We start from the raw sequence: 21,278 nt of genomic DNA on the forward strand, positions 1-21,278 counted from the left end.
TCACTGGTTCTGTCCTCCACCCTTGGTCGGGACCACGTCGGGGTTCGCAGGCTTCGGCGTCGCATCGGACTCCGACTTGCCGGCGCCCGTCTGCGCGGTCGACTCGGTGCTCTTGGGTTCGGTCGGCGCCTGCGTCGGCGACTGCGCCGCATTGGCCTTGACGATCGTGTCCGCCGACAACGGCGTCTGCGCGCCCTTGGCCTGGGGCAAAGCGCCCTTCTCGTCGCCGGGGAGCACGTAATTCGTGCCCTCCCATGGGCTCATGAAATCGAACGTACGGAAGTCCTGCGCAAGCTGCACCGGCTCGTACACGACGCGCTTCGACTCTTCCGAGTAGCGTAGCTCGACATACCCGGTCAGCGGGAAGTCTTTCCGCTGCGGATGACCGCGGAAGCCATAATCGGTCAGGATGCGGCGCAGGTCCGGATTGCCGCTGAACAGCACGCCGTACATGTCGTACACTTCGCGCTCGAGCCAGCCGGCGACCGGCCAGATGTCTGTCACCGACGGCACCGACTTTTCCTCGTCGGTCGCGACATGCACGCGCAGACGGTGATTCCGCGTCAGCGACAACATGCAATACACCACCTCGAACCGCTCCGCGCGATCCGGATAGTCGACGCCGGCGATCTCCATAAGCTGCTGGTAGGCAAGCCCCGGTGTATCGCGTAGCGCGCTCATCGCGTCGTACAGGTCTTCGCGACGGACGTGCAGCGCGACCTCACCGACATGATCGACCGCGTCGAGCAGCATGCCGCCGAGCGCCGCGCGGGCGCTGTCGATCACGCCGTCGTTCGACGTGTACGCTGGTGCGGGAGCCCTCAACGCTCGATGCTCCCGGACCGCCGGATCTTCCGCTGCAACTGCATGATGCCGTAGAGCAGCGCCTCAGCCGTCGGCGGGCACCCGGGGACGTAGATGTCGACCGGCACGATCCGATCGCAGCCACGCACGACGCTGTAGCTGTAATGATAATAGCCGCCGCCGTTCGCACACGATCCCATCGAGATCACGTACTTCGGCTCCGACATCTGGTCGTAGACCTTGCGCAATGCAGGGGCCATCTTATTGCACAGCGTGCCGGCAACAATCATCACATCCGACTGACGCGGGGACGCGCGCGGTGCGGCGCCGAAGCGCTCCAGATCGTAACGCGGCATGTTGACGTGGATCATCTCGACCGCACAGCAAGCGAGCCCGAACGTCATCCACCACAGCGAGCCGGTACGGGCCCACTGGAACAACTCTTCGGTCGACGTGACGAGGAAACCCTTGTCCGTCAGTTCACCGTTCAAACCGTCGAAAAAGCCCTGGTCGGGTGGCACCAGCGAACTGGATGCGCCGCCCGCGGGCTGAAGCTCTACTCCCAATCGAGTGCTCCCTTCTTCCATGCGTAGACGAGGCCAAGGGCCAATTCGCCGATAAAGATCATCATCGAAATCCACGCGGTCCAGCCGAGCGTGAAGACCGAGACGGCCCAGGGATACAGGAACGCGGCCTCAAGATCGAAGATGATGAAAAGGATGGCGATCAGGTAGAAGCGTACGTCGAACTGGCTCCGCGGATCCTCGAATGCGGGAAAGCCGCACTCGTATTCGCTGAGCTTCTCAGGCGTAGGCTTGTGTGACCCCGTGAGGCGCGAGACGGCCATCGGCAGGAACACGAACGTGCTCGACAATGCGATGGCGATCCCGAGGAACAGGAGGATCGGAAGATAGTGCGACAGGTCGACCAAATTGCTTCTCGCAAGTGCGAACGGAACGGGGCCGCTTTAGGCCGATGGGTGGTGATGGGCAAGGCGTGGAGGGTGTGAGAATCACTCGCAAGTGGAGGGGCGTGGGTGGTGGGAAACATGCGTTACTCGGCGTGCTCGGCTGTACTTTGTGCCCGGCTACAGCTGGGACTGCTGCAAATAGCGCAACATCGCCAAACTCTGTCCGTCACCCCGGACTGGTTCCGGAGTCCACGATGCCGCAAATCAACGGTGGGAGAGGTTGCGGAACGGTGGATGCCGGAACGAGCCCGGCATGACGGACTTGAATGAAGTCCGCACCGCAACCCACTCCGCCCCCCACCTACCCGTCACCCCAGCGAAAGCTGGGGTATCATGGTTGGCGAGCGCGCCGGCTATCACGGGATACCCCAGCTTTCGCTGGGGTGACGGATAGGGTGGCAGTACCACGTTCACCCGGGTGGACGGATTGCTCTCCGCCCTCACGATCCTCCCCCGCGCGCGTCATCCTGACGAAAGTCAGGATCCAGAGCCATCCAGGCTATCGCTTGAAACCCTGGGTCCTGACTTTCGTCAGGATGACGGGAGAAGAGTGCCGATCCGCTGCGGAACTGCCGTTACGATCCGCCTGCCTTAGCGCAACGCGCCGGCCACCAGCTTATGCAACCGCGAGTGAAGCGCATCGTTCGCAGCCAGGAATTCGTTGCGCTCCATAGCGCGATCGCCGCCGCGGAAGTCGGTGACGAAGCCGCCGGCTTCCTTCACCAGCAGCATGCCCGCCGCAACGTCCCAAGGCTTCAGGTTCGATTCCCAGAACCCGTCGAACCGGCCCGCTGCAAGCCATGCCAGATCGAGCGCAGCAGCGCCCAAACGACGGATCCCCGCAACCTCAGGTGCAACCGCGCCGAAAATCCGGCTCCACTGCGCGAAGTCGCCATGCCCCAGGAACGGAATCCCCGTCGCGATCAGCGATTCCGGACAGATCACGCCGCGACGACACGCGGAGACGCTGGTCGGTGAGCCAAGCCCCCCGGCCCTTCTCGGCCCAGAAGCTCTCGTCGGTCAGCGGCTGATACACCAGCGCGGTGGTGACCTCGCGCTTGCCGTTCGGCATCGGCTCCTCGACCGCGATCGAGATGCAGAAATGCGGAATGCCGTGGAGGAAGTTCGACGTCCCATCCAGCGGGTCGACGATGAAGCGCGGCTTGTTGGGATCACCCTCGACCTCGCCGCGCTCTTCCATAAGCATGCCCCAGTCGGGACGGGCGTGGCTGAGCTCTTCGAAGATCGTCTGCTCGGCGCGCTGGTCGGCTTGGCTCACGAAGTCGGCCGGCCCCTTGCGGCTCACCTGCAACTGCTGGACCTCGTTGAAGTCGCGGCGCAGGCGCGGCGCGGCCTTGCGGGCGGCGCGCTCGATGACGGTCATGATGCCGGAATGGCTAGGCATTGTATTCTATCTCCCCCCCTCCCGCAAGCGGGAGGGGCCGGGGTGGGCTCGCGCTATAAGCGTCGCGCGGCATCGAAATTGTTCGCGCCAGTATCGTCGCGTAAAATGGAGGGCGGGCGCCCACCCCGGCCCCCTCCCGCTTGCGGGAGGGGGAGCAGTTGTCAGTCCGCGCGACGCACGTAGGTCTGCTCGTAAACATCGACCACGATCCGCGTGCCCGCGCCGATATGCGGTGGCACCATCACGCGCACGCCGTTCTCGAGCACGGCAGGCTTGTAGCTCGACGAGGCGGTCTGCCCCCTTAACAACAGCATCCGCCTCGACGATCAGCGCCTCGATCGTGTCGGGCAGCTGGACCGAGATCGGCCGCTCTTCCCAGAGCTCCATCACCACGTCCATGCCGTCCTGCAGGAACGCCGCGGCGTCGCCCAGGATGTCGGCGTCGAGCGAGATCTGCTCGTAATTGATCTTGTCCATGAAGGTGAGCATGTCGCCCTCGCGGAACAGGAACTGGAAGTCGACGGTCTCGAGCCGCACCTTCTCGACGCTCTCGGCGGAACGGAAGCGGATATTGTTCTTGCGGCCGTCGATGAGGTTCTTCATCTCGACCTGCATATAGGCACCGCCCTTGCCGGGCTGGGTGTGCTGAATCTTGACGGCGCGCCAGATGCCGCCCTCATATTCAAGAATGTTGCCGGGACGAATCTCGACCGCGTTGATCTTCATGACCTATTCCTGCTGGAAAGAGCTAGGGGCCGTCCGCGAAGCATGACCCTAGGGCATGACTCTGCGGAAACCCGAAGCGGCGGGCTTTAGCGGGACGACCCCGTTCCGGCAAGCAGCGGGTACGGGTTCACGTTCTCGCCCTGCCACCAGCGCTCACCCGGCCGCATCTTGGTTAGCCCGAAATGCAGGTGGTAATTGCCTGCCCCCGCATCGCCGGTATCGCCGACATAGCCCAGCGTGTCGCCCGCCTTGACTGCCATCCCCTCGCGGATGCCAGTCGCATACCCCGCAAGGTGCGCGTAATAATAGGTCCAGCGGCGGTCGGGCGAACGGACGTACAGCGTGATCCCGCCAAGCCCGCTCTGGAACAGTTTCTCAACCTGCCCCGGCGCAGCCGCGACGACGGGCGTGCCACCCGGTGCCATGATGTCCGTCCCGTGATGGCCGCGTAGACCGCCGCCCCGCGCATCGTTCCAGCTATCGGCAATCGCTTTCCGCGACACGCCAGCCACCGGAACGGCCAGCGCTCCCAGCGTCACCGAAACAGTCGGACCCTCCGCGGCGGGCACCGGCTTGCGCCAAGGTATCCGCCGCTCGATGCCGCTACCACTGCTGCCGAACGACACCATCGAGGCGAACGCGCCGACTGCCACCACGATCAGCCCGAGAATGATCCAGAACGTCCGCGTCATCGCTTCAGGCCTGGAACACGGCCTTGGTTCCCGGCTTGATCATCATCGACAATCGCGCCGCATCCCAGTTGGTCAGGCGGATGCAGCCATGACTCTCCGCACGCCCGATCGTCTCGGGGTTGGGCGTACCGTGAATGCCGTAATGCTCCTTCGACAGGTCCATCCAGACGACGCCGACCGGACCGTTCGGCCCCGGCGGCAGCATCTCCTTCTGCTGCCCCTTCTTCGCATCCCAGAACAGCGCCGGATTGAAGTGGAACTTCGGATTGTAGTCGGAGCCCTTGATCGTCCACGTACCAAGCGGCAGCGGGTCATGGCTCGACCCCATCGTCGCGGAGAACTGCGCGATCAGCTTGTCGTTAGCATCGAGGACGCGCAGCACGCCGTCCGACTTGTCGACGACAACGTGATCCGCCCTGGGCTGGTTCGCATCGACGTTGAGCATGGTCAGCGTCGCGATCCAGTCCGGCTTCAGCTTCGGATCATAGGCGCGCGAGGTCGGCAGCGCATTCGGGAACACCACCTTGGTGCCCGGCGACAGTTTCGTGGTCGGCGAGTTCAGAGCAACGATCACCGCCGGCGTCGTGTGGAACATCTCGCCGAGCTTCTCCATGACATTCTTGTAGCCGAGCGCGGGGAGTTCGGCCTGCTTGGCGGGATCCTTCGGGAACGGATTGACGAACGGCCCCGCCAGCATCTCCGGCGTCAGCGCGACCGTCACGGTCGGCCGCGCGGCGCGGTACGGATACAGCGCCTGCAACGTCCGCGCGTCAGACTTGCCGGTAACTGGCAGCCCCTTCGCCTCCTGGAACCCCTTCAGCGCGGCGACCAACGACTGCCCGCCGCGACCGTCCAGTACGCCCGGCCCGAAGCCGAGATGGTCGAGGATCACCTGCACGTGCAGGATATTGCGATCGATCGGTACGGGCTTGGTCGGCTCTGTCTGCGCCAACGCGGGCGACGCGCCCCCGAACAGGCACGCCGCAAGAACCGAAGCTTTCGTCACAAATGCCGTCATGCCCGTCATCCCAAACCGTTACGCTCGTGCATCAAACGGTCGGGACGACGGTTGTTTCCAACGGTTCAGCGCGATCTCAGCGCCGGGCGAGAACCTCGCCGAAGGCCTTGATGGCCGCGACCTCGTCGCCGCCCCAGACGGCGCCCGACACCGCAATGAAGTCCGCGCCAGCCGCCACGAGCGGCGCGGCGTTTTCCGGCGTGATGCCACCGATCGCGACGCAAGGCATCTCGAACAAGGTCGACCACCAGGACAGGATCACCGGCTCGGCGGTATGCGTAGCGACCTTCGTCGTCGTCGGATAGAACGCCCCGAACGCGACGTAATCGGCCCCCGCCTCGCCCGCTTCCATCGCCAGATGACGACTGCCGTGACAGCTCACGCCGATCTGCGCATTGGGGCCGAGCTGCGCGCGCGCCTCGCGCGGATCGCCATCGTCCTGCCCAAGATGCACGCCGTCCGCATCGAGCCGCTTCGCCAGCCCAATATCGTCATTGACGACGAACGCGACATCACGCTCGGCACAGATCGCGCGCAACGGCTCGCCGAGCGCGGCCGCCGCATGCTGGTCGATATCCTTTACGCGAAACTGGAATGCGGCGACCGGCCCAGCGTCAAGCGCTCGCGCGAGACGCTCCGGAAAGTCGCCCCCGACGTCCAGCGGCGACACCAGGTAAAGCTGGCAAGCCGGCCGACCCATGTCGCGGCGGAAATTCTCGGCGAAATTGGGATCGAGCGCCCCCAGCGGATCTTCGAATTCGTTCATGTCCGCCCCCTAGCCGCTCATACCCGCCACGTCACCCCGGCGCATAACCGAGGTGACGTGCAGGCAAACCGAGGCTTACTCTTCGTTCTTGTAGATCCGGATGATCCGGTCGAGCATCGCCAGCGCTTCGTCGCGCGGGCGCTGGAAGGTGTTGCGGCCGATGATCGAGCCGTTGCCGCCGCCGTCGCGAATGTCGCGCGCATCCTGGAAGATCGCGTCCTCGCCCTTCGACGCGCCGCCCGAGAAGACGTTGATGCGACGTCCGGCAAAGCTCGACTGGACGACGTGCTTCACGCGGTCCGACTGCTTCGACCAGTCGGTGTTCGCGTAGAGCGGCTTGGCTTCCTTCTGCTCGATATGCGCGGTCGGCAGCTTGGTCTTGATGATGTGCGCCCCGAGCAGCGCCGCGATGTGCGCGGCATAGGCGCCGACGTCCAAGGCGAGTTCGCCGTCCTTGGTCAGCTCGCCACCGCGCGGGTACGACCAGATCACCGTCGCGATCCCGACCGACTTCGCCTCTTCGCTGAGCTCACGGATTTCCTCGACGAGGTCGAAGAACTGGTCCGCCCCCCGGATAGATCGTGAAGCCGATCGCCGCCGACCCGAGCCGCACCGCGTCCGACACCGTCGCCGTCACAGCCTGGTCGATTGTCGTCGCCCAGCTGTTCGAGCTGTTGCACTTCAGGATCGTCGGGATCTGCCCGGCAAACGTATCCGCTCCCGCTTCGAGCATGCCGAGCGGCGCGGCATAGGCACTAAGCCCCGCGTCGATCGCCAGCTGATAGTGGTAGTGCGGGTCATACGCCGCCGGATTGACCGAGAAGCTGCGCGCCGGGCCATGCTCGAAGCCCTGGTCGACCGGTAGGATCACAAGCTTGCCGGTGCCGCCAAGCTTGCCCTGCATCAGTATGCGCGCGAGGTTCGCCTTCATCGCCGAACTGGTGGCTTCGTAATTGTCGAGAATGGTTTTGACTTGAGGAGTGATCGTGGATGTCATGGGTAAATCCTCTTTCAGTATTTTAAAGTTCCAGCCATCGGCGCAGTGCCTGATCGACCGCAAACATGGTTTCGTTGGAAGCAGCACCGACCCGTCGACCGATCCGATGCCGCCAGACTGACTGCACCTTGTCGATACTGACCTCGCTCGGCTTAAAGAGCCCCGTGTCGGGGTTTGCAACGATCGGAATGCGGAACATGCCGAGGCCGGCAAGCTGGCTGGTAATCAAACACACCGTAACGCTGTCGTGGTCCCGCAGGAACGCGTCGGTCTGAACGACGAGTGCCGGGCGCGGCTTGCTGGCAAAGTCCCCCGCGCTGGCGTCGGCAATAGTGACAATATCACCGCGTTTCATTCGGCGGCATCACGGCGATTGCTGGCAGGCTCCGGATCATCCCAGGCAACACCCAACCGCTCCCATGCATCGTCTTCTTCGGTCCAGCCAAGTGCCGCCGCCGCGAGCGACTGCCGCTTCGCCTCCGCCAGAAAAGCCTCGTCGTGGCGCTCGACATACCGACGCACTGCTTCACGTGCGATATCGCTCTTGCTGCGCCCTTGGGTGCGCGCAACCGCCGCGAGTCGCTCTTCGAGTTCGCTATCGAGCCTGACGCCGAGCATCCGAGTCTCCGTTTAACATGTTAAACATAGCTCGGATGCACACGTATTTCAACCGTGGAGCGCGGCGACCCCGGGAAGCGTCTTGCCTTCCATCCACTCAAGAAACGCGCCGCCTGCGGTCGAGACGAACGTGAACGCGTCCGCGACGCCGGCGTGATTGAGCGCCGCAACCGTATCGCCACCGCCGGCGACCGAGACGAGCGATCCGCCTTCGGTGAGTGCCGCAGCGGTCTTGGCGAGCGCCACGGTCGCCTTGTCGAACGGCGGCGTCTCGAACGCGCCGAGCGGGCCGTTCCACACCAAGGTGCGGCAGTTCTTCAGCACGTCGCCGAGCGATTCGACCGCGGCCGGGCCGACGTCGAGGATCATCTCGTCGGCGGCGACTTCGTGCACGTTGACCGTACGGGTGGCGGGGTTCGGCTTGAACTCCTTGGCGACCACGACGTCGTACGGCAGGTGAACCGTGCAGTTCGCCTTGTCGGCAGCTTCCATGATCTGTTCGCAAACGCTCGCAAGCTCATGCTCGCAAAGGCTTTTACCGACATCGACGCCGCGTGCCGCCAGGAAGGTGTTCGCCATGCCGCCGCCGATAATCAGATGATCTACCTTGGTGACGAGATGCCGCAGCACGTCGAGCTTCGACGACACCTTCGCGCCGCCGACGACCGCCGCGACCGGATGCTCGGGCGCGCCGAGTGCTTTCTGGAGCGCATCGAGTTCGGCTTCCATCGCGCGGCCCGCAAAGGCGGGAAGAACGTGGGCAAGGCCTTCGGTCGAAGCATGTGCGCGGTGTGCGGCGGAGAAGGCGTCGTTGACGTACAGGTCACCGAGGCTCGCGAACCGGGTCACCACCGCCGCGTCGTTCGTCTCCTCGCCGCCGAAGAAGCGCGTGTTCTCCAGCACCGCGATGTCGCCGGGCTCCAGCGTCGCGACAGCGCCATCCGCCCCCTTCCCAATCGATGTAGCGGACTTCGCGGCCGAGCACTTCGCTGTACGGCTTCACGACTTGCGACAGCGAAAATTCGGGGCTCGGCACGCCCTTGGGACGACCGAAATGCGCGAGGACGAGGACGATCGCGCCCTTGTCGGCAAGCTCGCCAACGGTCGCTACGGTTGCGCGCAGGCGGGTGTCGTCGGTGACGCGACCCTCGGCCATTGGCACGTTGAGGTCTTCGCGCACGAGCACGCGCTTGCCCTGGATGTCGCCCATATCGTCGAGCGTCTTGAATGGCTTGGTCATGGTTCTTCGATCCTGATCTCATCACCGACGGCGATCCTGCCGCCCATCAAAACTCGGGCGCACGCCCCGCCCCGCCAGTCCGGCGTCAGCGCGGCGAACAATCCTGGCGCCAGTGCATCCATGCGGTCGCACGGATCGGTGTGGCGCGTCACCTCCAGCACGACGTCCGCGCCGATGCGGAGCCGCGTGCCGGCTGTCTGGGGAAGGTCGAAGCCGTCGACCAGCAGATTGGCACGCCGTTCGTACCACGGAATATCGCGCCCGACTTCGGCCATCGCCGCGTCCCAGTCGCCACGTTCGAGCAACGTGACCTGCCGCCGCCCGTTGCCACCGGGTTTCACGCGACCGCGGAAGTCGCCGTGCAGGCCAGCCTCGATGGTGATCTCGACATCGTCGATGACCTCCATCGGGGCTTTGGCGCGGGCGTGGCGAGCGATCCCGGCGAGCGTGCCAACTGCCATCATCACGTCACCCCAGCGCAAACTGGGGTCTCCCGATTGGCGGGCGCTGCGACCCGAATGGGGAGATCCCAGCTTTCGCTGGGATGACGGTTTTGGTCGGACCGGAAGTTGTAGGAACGCAGCGTCCGTCTACCTCAGATGAACTTCGCCATCGCGGTTGCCGTATCGACCATGCGGTTCGAGAAGCCCCACTCATTGTCGTACCAGCTGACGACGCGGACCAGCTTGCCGTCGATCACCGCGGTCTCCAGGCTGTCGATCGTCGACGACGCCGGGGTATGCTGCAGATCGATCGACACCAGCGGCTCGTCCGACCAGTCGAGCACGCCGACCAGCGGGCCGCTCTCGGAGGCTGCCTTCAGCACCGCATTCACCTCTTCACGCGTCGTATCGCGCGACGGCGTGAAGGTCAGGTCGATCAACGAAACGTCCGGCACCGGCACGCGGATCGCCGAACCGTCGAGTTTGCCCTTGAGCTCCGGCAACACTTCGGCAACCGCACGCGCGGCACCCGTCGTGGTCGGTATCATCGACATCGCCGCAGCACGCGCGCGACGGAGATCCGGATGGATCTGGTCGAGGATCTTCTGGTCGTTGGTATACGCATGCACCGTCGTCATCAGGCCGCGCTCGATGCCGATCGCATCGTTCAGCACCTTGGCGACGGGCGCGAGGCAGTTGGTGGTGCACGACGCGTTCGAGACGATCGTGTGCTCGGCGGTCAGCTTGTCGTGGTTGACGCCGTAGACCACGGTCAGGTCGACGTTCTTGCCCGGTGCCGAGATCAGTACCTTCTTGGCACCCGCATCGAGATGCTTCTGGCAGCTCGCCTTGTCGGTGAAGAAGCCGGTGCACTCGAGGACGATGTCGACGCCCAACTCGCCGTGCGGCAAGTTGGCGGGATCACGCTCGGCGGTGACGCGGATGCGCTTGCCGTCCACGACCAGCTCGTTGCCCTCGGCCGAAACCTCACCCGGATACTTGCCGTGCACGCTGTCGCGCTTGAACAGCCAGGCGTTCGACTTGGCATCGCCGAGATCGTTGATCGCGACGAGTTCGAGTGCGCCGTTCGACTGTTCGAGTACCGCACGGGCGACGAGACGGCCGATGCGCCCGAAACCGTTGATCGCAACCTTGACCGTCATTGCTGTCTCTCCGCTACGCCCGCGAGTCCGTTCCGGGCGCGCAGCCTTTGCGGGGCGGTGGGGCGCCCTGTCAACACCGTGGATGGTGATGGGTTTCGCCTAAACCGACTTGTCGCACCCCCCGTCCATGCTATCTCGCATGGCATGTCAGAAACACTTCCCGACGGACCAACTGCCGTCGAACGGATCGACGCCGCGATCGCACGGATCGAATCCGCCATTGCAGCCCGCACCGAAGCCGGCGACGCGCTCGCCAAGCGCCACGCCGCCCTCAAGGCGCGGATGGCCGAAGCCGTCGCCGCGCTCGACGACGTCATCACGCGCGGGAGCCCCAACTAATGGCCCAGGTCATGCTTGATATCGGCGGCCGCCCCCACGCCGTCGCCTGCCGTGACGGCGAAGAGTCGCGCGTGCGCCTGCTGGGTGCGATGGTCGCCGAGCGCTGGGCTACCGCGGACCGTGCCGCAGGCGGTCTCAGCGCCGAGCGCGCGATGCTGTTCGTCGCGCTGATGCTCGCCGACGACCTCGACGAAGCCGCGCATCGCCCACCCGAAGGTTCGGCGGTCAGCGAGATCGCACTTACCCGGATCGCCGATCGTCTCGAAGGGCTTGCACAAGCCCTTGAGCTAAGCCCTCCGAACGCCTAGATTGGCTGTGGCGGGTTCTGCCCGGTACGAGCCTTTATTATCCCTGAGGCTATTCATCATCCATAGGGGGCTGTCCCTGTTAGGATCCTGGTCCGAAGCACATGGTCCCCACCTGACGTACCGTGCGTCAGTGGATAACCCGGCACACGGCCATGGTGGGCCCGCCACACCACCATCTTCTCCCTATCTCAGGGTCGCAAGCGCATGACCGACAAGAGCGCGCTGAGAGCCTCGCTCCGCGCCGCGCGGGAAGCGCGCCCGCCGGTCGAGCTTCCTGTGCCGTCGGCGTTCCTTGCACGGCTGAAACCCGGACTTACGGTCGCGTCCTACGTCCCGTTCGGGGGGCGAAGCGGACCCCTCGCCCTTTGCGCGCGCCGCCGTCGAAGCCGGATGCGTCATCGCCCTGCCCCATGTCATCCGCCGCTCGCTGCCGATGCGTTTCCTGTCCTGGGCGACCGAGGCGGCGCTGATCGCCGGACCGTTCGGGCTGCACCAGCCTGCAGAGGACGCGGCCGAACTCGAACCCGACATCATCCTCACGCCGCTCGTCGGCTTCGACCGCAGCGGCAACCGGATCGGCCAGGGCGCCGGCTACTACGACCGCGCCTTCCTCGCGCACCCGAACGCGTGGCGCGTCGGGGTTGCGTTGTCGGTGCAGGAAGTCGACACGCTGACCCCAGACCCGTGGGACGTCCCGCTCCACGCCATCGCCACCGAATCAGACTGGATCACGCCATGACGCCAACCTGGCGCAAACCCGTCGGCATGCTCGGCATCTTGCTCCTGATCCTGGTGTGGTGCGTAGCCATCGTCAGCTTGTCGAACATCGTGGGCAGCTGGCACTGGCTGGGGCAACTGGTGTTCTACCTGTTCACCGGCCTGATCTGGATAGCACCGCTGAAGCCGGTCCTGCGATGGATGGAGCTCGGGCGGTAACCCAGCCCCGCCTGTCGGCTCCTTGATCGGCTCCCTGAGCGGATGCGTTCCGCCCCCCACTACCGCCTCCCTGAGCCGCCGCGCTCCGTCCCCCTACCGTTCGTCCTGAGTAGCCATCGAGTAGCCGCACAGCGGCGTATAGAGAGGGCGTATCGAAGGACAGGTTGGCGCGGGGAACCCATGCTTCGATACGAACCCTCGATACGCTTCTTCGAAGCTACTCGGTCTCTACTCGGCACGAACGGAATGGGGGGATGATCCAGACCTCGGAGGTTGGACGGGATGCTCGCAGCACCCAAAATCTAAAAAGGATTTCGGCCACCCCATTAGGGTGGCGCGAGTGACGGGACTCGAACCCGCGACCTCCGGCGTGACAGGCCGGCGCTCTAACCAACTGAGCTACACCCGCATTCCCAATGACGAACCCTAGCGTCCCAAGGGACACGCGGGAAGGCTCGTCAAAAACCTCACCACTATCTCGAACCATCTACCCGGTCAGGGCAAACGATGGCGCGAGTGACGGGACTCGAACCCGCGACCTCCGGCGTGACAGGCCGGCGCTCTAACCAACTGAGCTACACCCGCTGAAACAGCGTGGAGGCGGCAACTAGGCGAGGGTTCGGATACCGTCAACCCAAATTATCCGCCAGTTTCACGTTGCGCCTCGGGCGGGTCGCCACGACGGCGATTTCGCCCGGTCTTGGGCTGCACCAGCGTCCCGTGCTCGAACAGGAACCCGGCGATATCAGGCTTGCCAGCGGCCTTCACGATCGTCTGGATGATGATCAGCAGTGGCACCGCGAGCAACGCGCCCGACGTGCCCCACACCCATCCCCAGAAGCTCAGCGAGATCAGGATCAGCAACGGGCTGATCGTCAGCCGGTGCCCGACCACGAACGGCGTGATCGCATTCGCCTCGACCAGATGCAGCCCGTACATCAGCGCCGGCGGGAGCATCGCCATCCAGATGTCCGAGAACGTCATCAGCCCGCCCAACGCGAGCAGGAACGCACCGATCACCGGCCCGAAATACGGGATGTAATTGAGCAACGCGACGATCCCGCCCCCACATCGCCGGATACGGCATGCCGATGAACCACAGCGCTACCCCGGTAATGATCCCGAGAACGATATTGATAAGCGTGATCGTGCCAAGATAGGCGGACACGTCGTCGACGATGTCCTGGATGACGCGCGCCGTCGCCATCGCCCCGTCGAAGCTGGTCCGCCCGGTGATCGTCTGCCGCCGCATCCGCGTCCACCCCGACAGAAAGAAGAACACGATCAGGATACCGAACAGGAACTGCACGATCACGGCTGGCGCCGACGTCGCGGCAAGTTCGAGGATCGACCCTGGTGCCGCAACCCCCGCGGTCGCCGGCTGCTTAATCGGCGTCGACGCGACCTGCCGCAGCGTCTTGTTCACGTATTTCTCGAGGCTCGAATACAGGTCGAGCAACGGTGCGAGATTGTTCTGAATTCGGTCCAATCGCGTCGGCAGCAACCGGAAGAAATCGGTCGCAGGTACGAGGATCGCAGCGATCGCGATGTTCGCCGCGATGAGGAAGACGAGAATGCACAGGATCGCGGCAAGCGGCGAAGGAACATGCCGCCGCTCGAGCCATTCCAGCACCGGCACGAGCGCGACCGAAATCACCAGCGCGATGGTCAGTGGCAGAAAGAACTCCGCCCCAGATTTCAACGCAAACGGCGTAGCGAGGGATCAGCCCGACACCCGCGGTCAGCGTCAGTGCCGCGAGCAACCGATCGCGCCGCTGGGCGATCCGCATCGCATCCTCGACCCCGACCGCGATCGGCAACCCGAACGCGCTCTCGGCCGGTGGACCTTCCGCAACGACGCCGTCCCCGCCCCCGGCTGGTGCGTTTCGTGGCGAAGACCCTCATCCGTCATGGCAATTCCTTTGTTCCTCCATCCCGTAATCGTGGCTAGCATTCAAGCATGCCGAACGACGCCAAAGATCTAATTCTCGTCATCGACGAGGGCACCACGTCCACCCGCGCCATACTGTTTGCGACCGACGGCTGCTGCGTCGCTAGCGAAGCTCGGGCACTCGACCAGAAATACCCCCGCGCGGGCTGGGTAGAGCATGACGCCGCAGAGATCTGGCGCAAGACTCTCCGGGTAACCGCGGCGATGGTCGCGCAAGCCGGCGGCGCACACCGGATCGCGGGGATCGGCATCACCAACCAGCGCGAGACGATCGTCTTCTGGGACCGCGAGACCGGCGAACCGCTCGCGCCCGCGATCGTCTGGCAGGACAGGCGTACCGCCGAAACCTGCCGGGACCTGCGTGACCAAGGCCACGAAGCCGAGGTCCAGGCCAAGACCGGCCTGTTGCTCGATCCCTATTTCTCCGCCTCGAAGATCGGCTGGGCCATGCGTGAATGGCCGCATCTCGCGGACGCCGGCGCGCGCCTTGCAATCGGCACGGTCGACAGCTGGCTGATCTGGAAACTGACCGGCGGGTTGCACGTGACCGACGCGACCAACGCCTCGCGCACCGCCTTGATGGACGTGCACAGCGGCGGCTGGGACGACGGGCTCTGCGCGCTGTTCGGCGTGCCCCGCGCAGCGCTGCCCGAGATCGTCAATTGCGCCGGACAATTCGGGGGGGACGACCGCGTTCGGCGCGGCGATTCCGATCTGCGGCATCGCCGGCGACCAGCAGGCCGCGGCGATCGGCCAAGCCTGCCTCGCGCCCGGCCAGACCAAGGCGACGTACGGGACAGGCGCGTTCATCCTCACGCATGCCGGCGCGACGCCGCCGATATCGGGGCACCGGATGCTTTCGACGGTCGCGTGGCAGTTGGACGGCGAGCGAGCTTATGCGTTGGAAGGCTCGGTGTTCGTCGCCGGCAGCCTCATCCAGTGGCTCCGCGACACGCTCGGCCTGATCGGCACGGCCGCCGAAACCGAAGCACTGGCCCGCAGCGTGCCCGACACCGGCGGCGTGTACCTGGTGCCAGCGCTGAGTGGCTTGGGTGCGCCGTGGTGGGAGCCGGACGCGCGCGCGAGCATCTCGGGGCTGAGCTTCGCCACCGGCAAGGCCCACGTGGCACGCGCGGCGCTTGAGGCGATGGCATACCAGGCGCACGACCTGAAGACCGCCTTCGCCGCCGACGGCATCGACTGGCACAGCCTGCGGATCGACGGCGGCATGGTCGCCAACGACTGGATGGCGCAGGACATGGCGGACCTGCTGGGGATCGAGGTGGAGCGGCCGAGGTTCGCGGAGACGACCGCACTGGGGGGCCGCCATGCTGGCGGGCGTCGGTGCCGGGCTGTTCGCAGGGCTGGAGCAGGCGACGGCGATGCGCGGCGAGGTGGAGACGTTCACGCCGTCGCTGGAAGAGGACGAGCGACAGGCGCGGCTGGCGGGATGGAAGGCAGCCGTGGATACCGTGGTAGCTGCCGGCCGCTGCGAAAGCGCAACATGCCCCCCATCCCTGAAAGGGAGGGGTTGGGGGTGGGTCGGCCGGTTTGGGGCACAACGGTTCGGTTTTGCGGCAACCCACCCCCCCCAGCCCTCCCTTCCAGGGAGGGGGAGCAGAAGGTTCACCCGTCTTTTCCGCCTCGATCCGCGAACAGCACCTGCAAATCCTTCTTCAAGATTTTCCCGTTCGCATTCCGCGGCAACGTCTCGTGCACGAAGCGCACCGCGACCGGCGTCTTGAACGCCGCAAGATGCTGCCGCACCCAGCCCTGCAACTCCGCCTCGGTCGTCACTGCACCCGGCGCGAGGTGGACCACCGCCGCCGGCTCCTCGCCGAGAATCCGGTGCGGAATGCCGATCAGCGCCGCGTCGGTCACCGCGGGATGCGCGTAGAGGACGTTCTCGACCTCACTGGAGTAGATGTTTTCGCCGCCGCGGATGATCATGTCCTTGGCGCGGTCGACGATGTAGCAGAACCCCTCGTCGTCCAGCCGCGCTAGATCGCCAGTGCGGACCCAGCCGTCGACGAACGTCGCGGCGCTCGCATCCGGCTTGTTCCAGTATCCCTTCACGATCATCGGCCCGCGCGCCCAGAGTTCGCCGACCTCGCCCAGAGGCATCTCGGTCACGCCGTCGTCCGCCATGATCTTCAGGTCGGCAGCCGCGACCGGTGGCCCCGCACTGGTCGGCCGATTGAGGTAATCCTCGCCGCCGTGATGCGTGACGGTCGCCATCGTCTCGGTCATGCCCCAGCCATTGCCGGGCATCGCGCCGAACTCGGCATAGATGCGCTTCACGAGTTCGGGTGCGGCCGGCGCGCCGCCATAAGCGATCGATTCGAGCGACGAGAGGTCGTATTTCTCGCGGTCGGGATGCTCGAGCAGCTGCCAGGCAATGGTCGGCACGCCGCCGGTGATGTTGACCTTCTCGCGCTCGATGATCTCCATCGCGCGGATCGTGTCCCATTTCCGCATGAATATCATCGTACTGCCCGTCGCGATCACCCCCCATCATCCCCGCCGAGCAGGCGGTGACATGGAACAGCGGGATCACCGTCAGCGTCACGCGCGGCGTCGGTTCGGGCGGTGCCTCGCCGCGGCGCAGGAAGGAGCGGGCGGAGGAATAGCCGCCGGACATGATGTTCGACATCATGTTGCGGTGCGTGCCGAGCGCCCCCTTCGGTGCGCCGGTGGTGCCGCTGGTGTAGAAGATCGTTGCATCGTCGTCGGGTGCGATCGTCGCTTCGGGCAGGCCGACATCGGGCAACGCAGCCCAGTCGTGCGGGGTGCCGATCACGTCCTCCAGCCGCGTCACGATCCCGGTCAGCGGCTCCGCGGCGCGCGCGACGAACACGTGCTCCAGCGCCGGCAGCGTCGCATACGCCGCCTCCAGCCGGTGATGCCGCTCGTCGTCGGTGATCAGCACGCGCGCGCCCGAATCGGCTAAGCCGTATTCCAGCTCCGCGCCGGTCCACCACGCGTTGAGCGGCACCATGATCGCGCCGATGCTCGCACCCGCAAAGAACGCGACCGGCCATTCGGGCAGGTTGCGCATCGCCAGCGCGACGCGGTCGCCGGGGCCGATCCCCATCTCGCGCAACCGGTGCGCCAGCACCGCGATCGCCCGAAAGTTCGCCTCGTAGGTGACGCGCTCGTCCTCATAGGCCGTGAAGACCCGTTCGCCATGCGCGCGCGCCGCCTCGGCCAGCCAGCGCAACGACGGTGGCGCGTTCTTCCAGATGCGCGTCTCGATGCCGTCGATCGTCAGCATCTCCATCTCGAACTTCGCGCCGGGCGCGGTCAGCATTCGCTCGGCATCGGCGAGCGACATCGCGGGCCAGGAGGGATCGAGTGCGATGATCGGTTCGCTTGCCAAGACCGTTTGACTCCAGAGTTGAATTTCGGGTTTGGCTTATCGCCTGTTCGAAGACAGGTTATAGTTGATTCCTGCCGCACTCAAGGCAATAGAGGCAGCAAGTTCGAACTAGGGGGTATGGAGCGGGTCATGGCACGGACGGTCGAATCGTGAAAATCGCTGAACCTGCCGCGCACGGCTTCGATGCGAGCCGATTGGCGGCGATCGATACGCTGCTCCGGACGCGCTATATCGATTCGGGCAAGCTGCCGAATGCGCAATTGCTGATCGCGCGGGACGGCGAGATCGTCCATTTCTCGAACGCGGGCGCGGCGCGTGAGGGGCGGCAAGAGCGTCGACGAAGGATCGCTGTTCCGGATCGCGTCGATGACCAAGCCGATCACCTCGGTCGCGTTCATGATGCTGGTCGAGCAGGGCCTCGTCGCGGTCGATACGCCGGTCCACCACGTGCTGCCCGAGTTCAAGGATATCGGCGTCTATGACGGCGGTGGCGGCGGCGTGCCGTTCGTGACCAGGCCGACGGCCGAGCCGATGCGGATGGTCGACCTGCTTCGCCATACCTCGGGGCTGACGTATAGCTTCCAGAACCGCTCGAACGTCGATGCCGCGTACCGCGACGGCAAGATCGAGGGTTGGCATGGCGGCCATGACCTCGACGGCTTCATCGGCGCGCTGGCGAAGATCCCGCTCGAGTTCTCGCCCGGCACCGCATGGAATTATTCGGTTGCGACCGACGTCCTGGGCGCGGTCGTGCGGCGCGTGTCGGGCCTGCCGCTCGACCAGTTCTTCAAGACACGCATCTTCGCGCCGCTGAAGATGGACGACACCTTCTTCCAGGTCCCTGCCGACAAGCTCGACCGGTTGACCGACTGCTACACGCTGGCGCCGGGCAAGAGCCGCGTGATGTACGATCCCGGTGCGGAGAGTGCGTGGAGCCGGCAGCCGAAGCTCGTTTCCGGCGGCGGGGGGCTCGTCTCGACCGCGCTCGATTATCACCGGTTCAATACGATGCTGCTGAACGGTGGCGAACTCGACGGCGCGCGCATCCTTGGGCGCAAGACGCTTGATTTGATGACGCAGAATCATCTCCCCGGAAAATCGGATCTCGCGGCGATGTCGAAGTCGCTGTTCAGCGAGGCGTCGAACGCGGGTACCGGCTTCGGGCTCGGGTTCGCGATCACGGACGACGTCGCGAAGACGATGGTGCCGGGGTCGAAGGGCGAATTCTACTGGGGCGGGATGTTCTCGACCGCGTTCTTCGTCGACCCCGTCGAACGCCTGTCGATGGTGTTCATGACGCAGCTTTCGCCGAGCAGTTTCTATCCCATCCGTCGCGAGCTGAAGACGATGATCTACGCGGCGATGACCTGATCCCCCAACGGCCGTCATCCCGGCGGACGCCGGGACCCAGGGCCGCACGCACACCGAATTTGGCTCTGGGTCCCGGCGTTCGCCGGGATGACGGGGCCGGCACCAGGAGACTAGAATGACCAACCCGATCCGCACCGAACGCCATGACGACGTGCTCGTCATCATCTCGAACAATCCTCCCGTCAACGCGCTCGGTGCTGCGGTGCGGCAGGGCCTCGAAGCCGCGATCAAGGACGGCGTCAACGACGACAGCATCACCGCGATGGTGATCCGCTGCGACGGCCGCACGTTCTTCGCGGGTGCCGACATCACCGAGTTCGGCAAGGGAAATGGTCGAGCCCGGCCTGCCGACCGTCGTCGACATGATCGAGGCGTCGTCGAAGCCCGTCGTCGCGGCGATCCACGGCACCGCGCTCGGCGGCGGCTGCGAAGTGACGCTCGGCTGCCATTACCGCGTCGCCGTTCCCTCGGCGAGGATCGGCACGCCCGAAGTGAAGCTCGGCCTGCTCCCCGGCGCGGGCGGCACGCAGCGCATCCCGCGCATAGCCGGCGTGAAGCTCGCGCTCGAGATGACCGCGAAGGGCGATCCGATCTCGGCGAAGAAGGCGCTCGACGCCGGCCTGATCGACAAGATCGTCGGCGAGGACTCGCTCGAGGCCGATGCCGTCGCCTTTGCACGCGAGATCGCGACCAAGCGCCCCCTGCCCCGTGCGTCCGAGAAGACCGCGCAGGCCGATCCGGATGCCGTGGCTGCGTTCAAGAAGGAGAATGCGCGCCGTTTCCGTAACTTCGACGCGCCGGCTGCCAACATTGCCTGCGTCGAGAAGGCCGCCGACGGTTCGAGCTTCGAAGAGGGCATCGCGTTCGAACGCCAGGAATTCATGAAGCTCATGATGGGCGTGCAGTCGGCCGCACAGCGCCACATCTTCTTCGCCGAACGCCAGGCCGCGAAGATCGACGACGTCCCCGCCGACACCAAGCTGCGTGAGATCAAGCGCGTCGGCGTGATTGGCGCGGGCACGATGGGCGGCGGCATCTCGATGAACTTCCTGTCCGCGGGTATCCCGGTGACGATCGTCGAGATGCAGCAGGAGGCGCTCGACCGCGGCACCGGCGTCGTACGCAAGAACTACGAAGCGACCGCCGCCAAAGGCCGGATCAAGCCCGAGCAGGTCGAGCAGGCGATGGGCGCGCTGAAGCCGACGCTCGACTTCGCCGATCTCGCCGAATGCGATCTGATCATCGAGGCGGTGTACGAGACGATGGAGGTGAAGAAGGAGATCTTCACCAAGCTCGACGCGATCGCCAAGCCGGGCGCGATCCTGGCGTCGAACACGTCGTATCTGGATATCGACGAGATCGCCGCGTGCACGAAGCGGCCCGAGGACGTGGTCGGGATGCACTTCTTTTCGCCCGCCAACGTGATGAAATTGCTGGAGGTCGTGCGCGGCGACAAGACCGCGGACGACGTGCTCGCGACCGTCATGGCGCTCGCGAAGAAGATCAAGAAGGTCGCTGTGGTGGCAGGCGTCACCTACGGTTTCATCGGCAACCGGATGCTGATGCCGCGGCAGGTCGAGGCGACCAAGCTGTTGCTCGAAGGCGCGAGCCCGGAGCAGATCGACAAGGTGCACGTGGCGTTCGGGATGCCGATGGGGCCGTTCCAGATGAGCGATCTGGCGGGCGTCGACATCGGCTGGCACCGCGATCCGAGCCGGATCGAGAACATCCGCGATGCGCTGGCGGCGGAGAACCGCTGGGGCCAGAAGACCAAGGCGGGCTTCTACGATTACGACGAGAAGCGGACGCCGTCGAACTCGGCGCGGGTCACGGAGATCATCGACGACTTCCGCAAGAAATCGGGCGTGACGCCGCGCGAGATCAGCGACGAGGAGATCGTCGTGCGGACGCTCTACACCATGGTCAACGAAGGCGCGCTGATCCTCGAAGAGGGCAAGGCGCAGCGCGCGTCGGACGTCGATGTGGTGTGGATCTACGGGTACGGCTGGCCGGTGTACCGCGGCGGGCCGATGTTCTGGGCGCAGTCCGAGGGGTTGCCGAAGGTCGTCGCGGGGCTGGAGAAATACGGGTTCCCGGTGGCGAAGTCGCTGAAGGACGCGGCGGCATCGGGTGGTCGACTGAAGTGATCGGT

At 65.2% G+C, this 21,278-nt stretch carries 14 protein-coding genes, 2 tRNA genes and 9 pseudogenes; 7 read left to right on the forward strand and 18 right to left on the reverse strand.

Annotated elements, in window-relative coordinates; translation table 11 throughout:
* The 14 genes and pseudogenes from NHF48_RS06200 to gap form a co-directional block, all read right to left on the reverse strand.
* On the reverse strand, positions 1 to 825 hold the full coding sequence (locus NHF48_RS06200) for an NADH-quinone oxidoreductase subunit C (protein ID WP_253070587.1): 825 nt from the start codon (positions 823 to 825) through the stop codon (positions 1 to 3).
* Positions 822 to 1,370, reverse strand: a complete 549-nt coding sequence (locus NHF48_RS06205) for a NuoB/complex I 20 kDa subunit family protein (protein WP_446741112.1) — start codon at positions 1,368 to 1,370, stop codon at positions 822 to 824. The genes NHF48_RS06200 and NHF48_RS06205 overlap by 4 nt, the downstream gene beginning before the upstream one ends.
* Positions 1,361 to 1,735, reverse strand: a complete 375-nt coding sequence (locus tag NHF48_RS06210; protein ID WP_056048518.1) for an NADH-quinone oxidoreductase subunit A — start codon at positions 1,733 to 1,735, stop codon at positions 1,361 to 1,363. Before NHF48_RS06210 ends, NHF48_RS06205 begins: the two co-directional genes overlap by 10 nt.
* 630 nt (positions 1,736 to 2,365) lie before the next feature.
* A pseudogene (locus NHF48_RS06215) lies at positions 2,366 to 3,179 on the reverse strand (inositol monophosphatase family protein).
* Between the two features lie 161 nt (positions 3,180 to 3,340).
* Positions 3,341 to 3,905: pseudogene (efp, locus tag NHF48_RS06220) on the reverse strand (elongation factor P).
* 86 nt (positions 3,906 to 3,991) lie between these two features.
* Positions 3,992 to 4,597, reverse strand: coding sequence for a M23 family metallopeptidase (locus tag NHF48_RS06225; protein WP_253070589.1), 606 nt, complete (start codon positions 4,595 to 4,597; stop codon positions 3,992 to 3,994).
* A 4-nt stretch (positions 4,598 to 4,601) separates the two neighbouring features.
* Positions 4,602 to 5,615, reverse strand: coding sequence for a L,D-transpeptidase family protein (locus NHF48_RS06230; protein ID WP_253070590.1), 1,014 nt, complete (start codon positions 5,613 to 5,615; stop codon positions 4,602 to 4,604).
* 76 nt (positions 5,616 to 5,691) lie between these two features.
* Positions 5,692 to 6,381: a thiamine phosphate synthase gene (gene thiE, locus NHF48_RS06235; RefSeq protein WP_253070591.1), complete on the reverse strand. Its 690-nt coding sequence runs from the start codon at positions 6,379 to 6,381 to the stop codon at positions 5,692 to 5,694.
* Positions 6,382 to 6,456: 75 nt separating this feature from the next.
* A pseudogene (locus NHF48_RS06240) lies at positions 6,457 to 7,378 on the reverse strand (class I fructose-bisphosphate aldolase).
* Positions 7,379 to 7,400: 22 nt separating this feature from the next.
* On the reverse strand, positions 7,401 to 7,733 hold the full coding sequence (locus NHF48_RS06245) for a type II toxin-antitoxin system PemK/MazF family toxin (protein WP_253070592.1): 333 nt from the start codon (positions 7,731 to 7,733) through the stop codon (positions 7,401 to 7,403).
* Positions 7,730 to 7,996, reverse strand: a complete 267-nt coding sequence (gene relB / locus NHF48_RS06250; protein ID WP_093397274.1) for a type II toxin-antitoxin system RelB family antitoxin — start codon at positions 7,994 to 7,996, stop codon at positions 7,730 to 7,732. Before relB ends, NHF48_RS06245 begins: the two co-directional genes overlap by 4 nt.
* 48 nt (positions 7,997 to 8,044) lie before the next feature.
* A pseudogene (locus tag NHF48_RS06255) lies at positions 8,045 to 9,236 on the reverse strand (phosphoglycerate kinase).
* Positions 9,233 to 9,700: an MOSC domain-containing protein gene (locus NHF48_RS06260; RefSeq protein WP_253072352.1), complete on the reverse strand. Its 468-nt coding sequence runs from the start codon at positions 9,698 to 9,700 to the stop codon at positions 9,233 to 9,235. The pseudogene NHF48_RS06255 and the gene NHF48_RS06260 overlap by 4 nt, the downstream one beginning before the upstream one ends.
* 131 nt (positions 9,701 to 9,831) lie before the next feature.
* Positions 9,832 to 10,842, reverse strand: coding sequence for a type I glyceraldehyde-3-phosphate dehydrogenase (gene gap, locus NHF48_RS06265; RefSeq protein WP_253070593.1), 1,011 nt, complete (start codon positions 10,840 to 10,842; stop codon positions 9,832 to 9,834).
* Positions 10,843 to 10,986: 144 nt separating this feature from the next.
* On the opposite strand from gap, the gene NHF48_RS06270 reads away from it, so the two are divergent.
* The 4 genes from NHF48_RS06270 (at position 10,987) to NHF48_RS06285 (ending at position 12,425) form a co-directional block, all read left to right on the forward strand.
* Complete coding sequence (locus tag NHF48_RS06270) at positions 10,987 to 11,181, forward strand: hypothetical protein (protein WP_181321090.1); 195 nt, start codon at positions 10,987 to 10,989, stop codon at positions 11,179 to 11,181.
* Positions 11,182 to 11,192: 11 nt separating this feature from the next.
* Positions 11,193 to 11,489: a cell division protein ZapA gene (locus tag NHF48_RS06275; protein ID WP_263816766.1), complete on the forward strand. Its 297-nt coding sequence runs from the start codon at positions 11,193 to 11,195 to the stop codon at positions 11,487 to 11,489.
* Positions 11,490 to 11,886: 397 nt separating this feature from the next.
* The gene (locus tag NHF48_RS24785; RefSeq protein ID WP_342454725.1) at positions 11,887 to 12,228 is read left to right on the forward strand and encodes a 5-formyltetrahydrofolate cyclo-ligase; all 342 of its coding nucleotides are present in this window, start codon (positions 11,887 to 11,889) and stop codon (positions 12,226 to 12,228) included.
* Positions 12,225 to 12,425, forward strand: coding sequence for a DUF2842 domain-containing protein (locus NHF48_RS06285; RefSeq protein ID WP_056048481.1), 201 nt, complete (start codon positions 12,225 to 12,227; stop codon positions 12,423 to 12,425). The genes NHF48_RS24785 and NHF48_RS06285 overlap by 4 nt, the downstream gene beginning before the upstream one ends.
* 332 nt (positions 12,426 to 12,757) lie before the next feature.
* Here NHF48_RS06285 and NHF48_RS06290 read toward each other — a convergent pair.
* The 3 genes and pseudogenes from NHF48_RS06290 to NHF48_RS06300 form a co-directional block, all read right to left on the reverse strand.
* A tRNA-Asp gene (locus NHF48_RS06290) sits at positions 12,758 to 12,834 on the reverse strand.
* A gap of 99 nt (positions 12,835 to 12,933) precedes the next feature.
* A tRNA-Asp gene (locus tag NHF48_RS06295) sits at positions 12,934 to 13,010 on the reverse strand.
* A 54-nt stretch (positions 13,011 to 13,064) separates the two neighbouring features.
* Positions 13,065 to 14,215: pseudogene (locus NHF48_RS06300) on the reverse strand (AI-2E family transporter).
* Positions 14,216 to 14,385: 170 nt separating this feature from the next.
* Here NHF48_RS06300 and glpK point away from each other — a divergent pair.
* Positions 14,386 to 15,857, forward strand: a pseudogene (gene glpK, locus NHF48_RS06305) (glycerol kinase GlpK); the annotation flags it as partial.
* Between the two features lie 145 nt (positions 15,858 to 16,002).
* On the opposite strand, the pseudogene NHF48_RS06310 reads toward glpK, so the two are convergent.
* A pseudogene (locus NHF48_RS06310) lies at positions 16,003 to 17,710 on the reverse strand (class I adenylate-forming enzyme family protein).
* A 194-nt stretch (positions 17,711 to 17,904) separates the two neighbouring features.
* Here NHF48_RS06310 and NHF48_RS06315 point away from each other — a divergent pair.
* Positions 17,905 to 19,126: pseudogene (locus tag NHF48_RS06315) on the forward strand (serine hydrolase domain-containing protein).
* Between the two features lie 115 nt (positions 19,127 to 19,241).
* Positions 19,242 to 21,273, forward strand: a pseudogene (locus tag NHF48_RS06320) (3-hydroxyacyl-CoA dehydrogenase NAD-binding domain-containing protein).
* The last annotated feature ends 5 nt before the right edge of the window (positions 21,274 to 21,278 follow it).

This window comes from Sphingomonas sp. H160509 (genome assembly GCF_024124765.2).
GTDB lineage: Bacteria > Pseudomonadota > Alphaproteobacteria > Sphingomonadales > Sphingomonadaceae > Sphingomonas.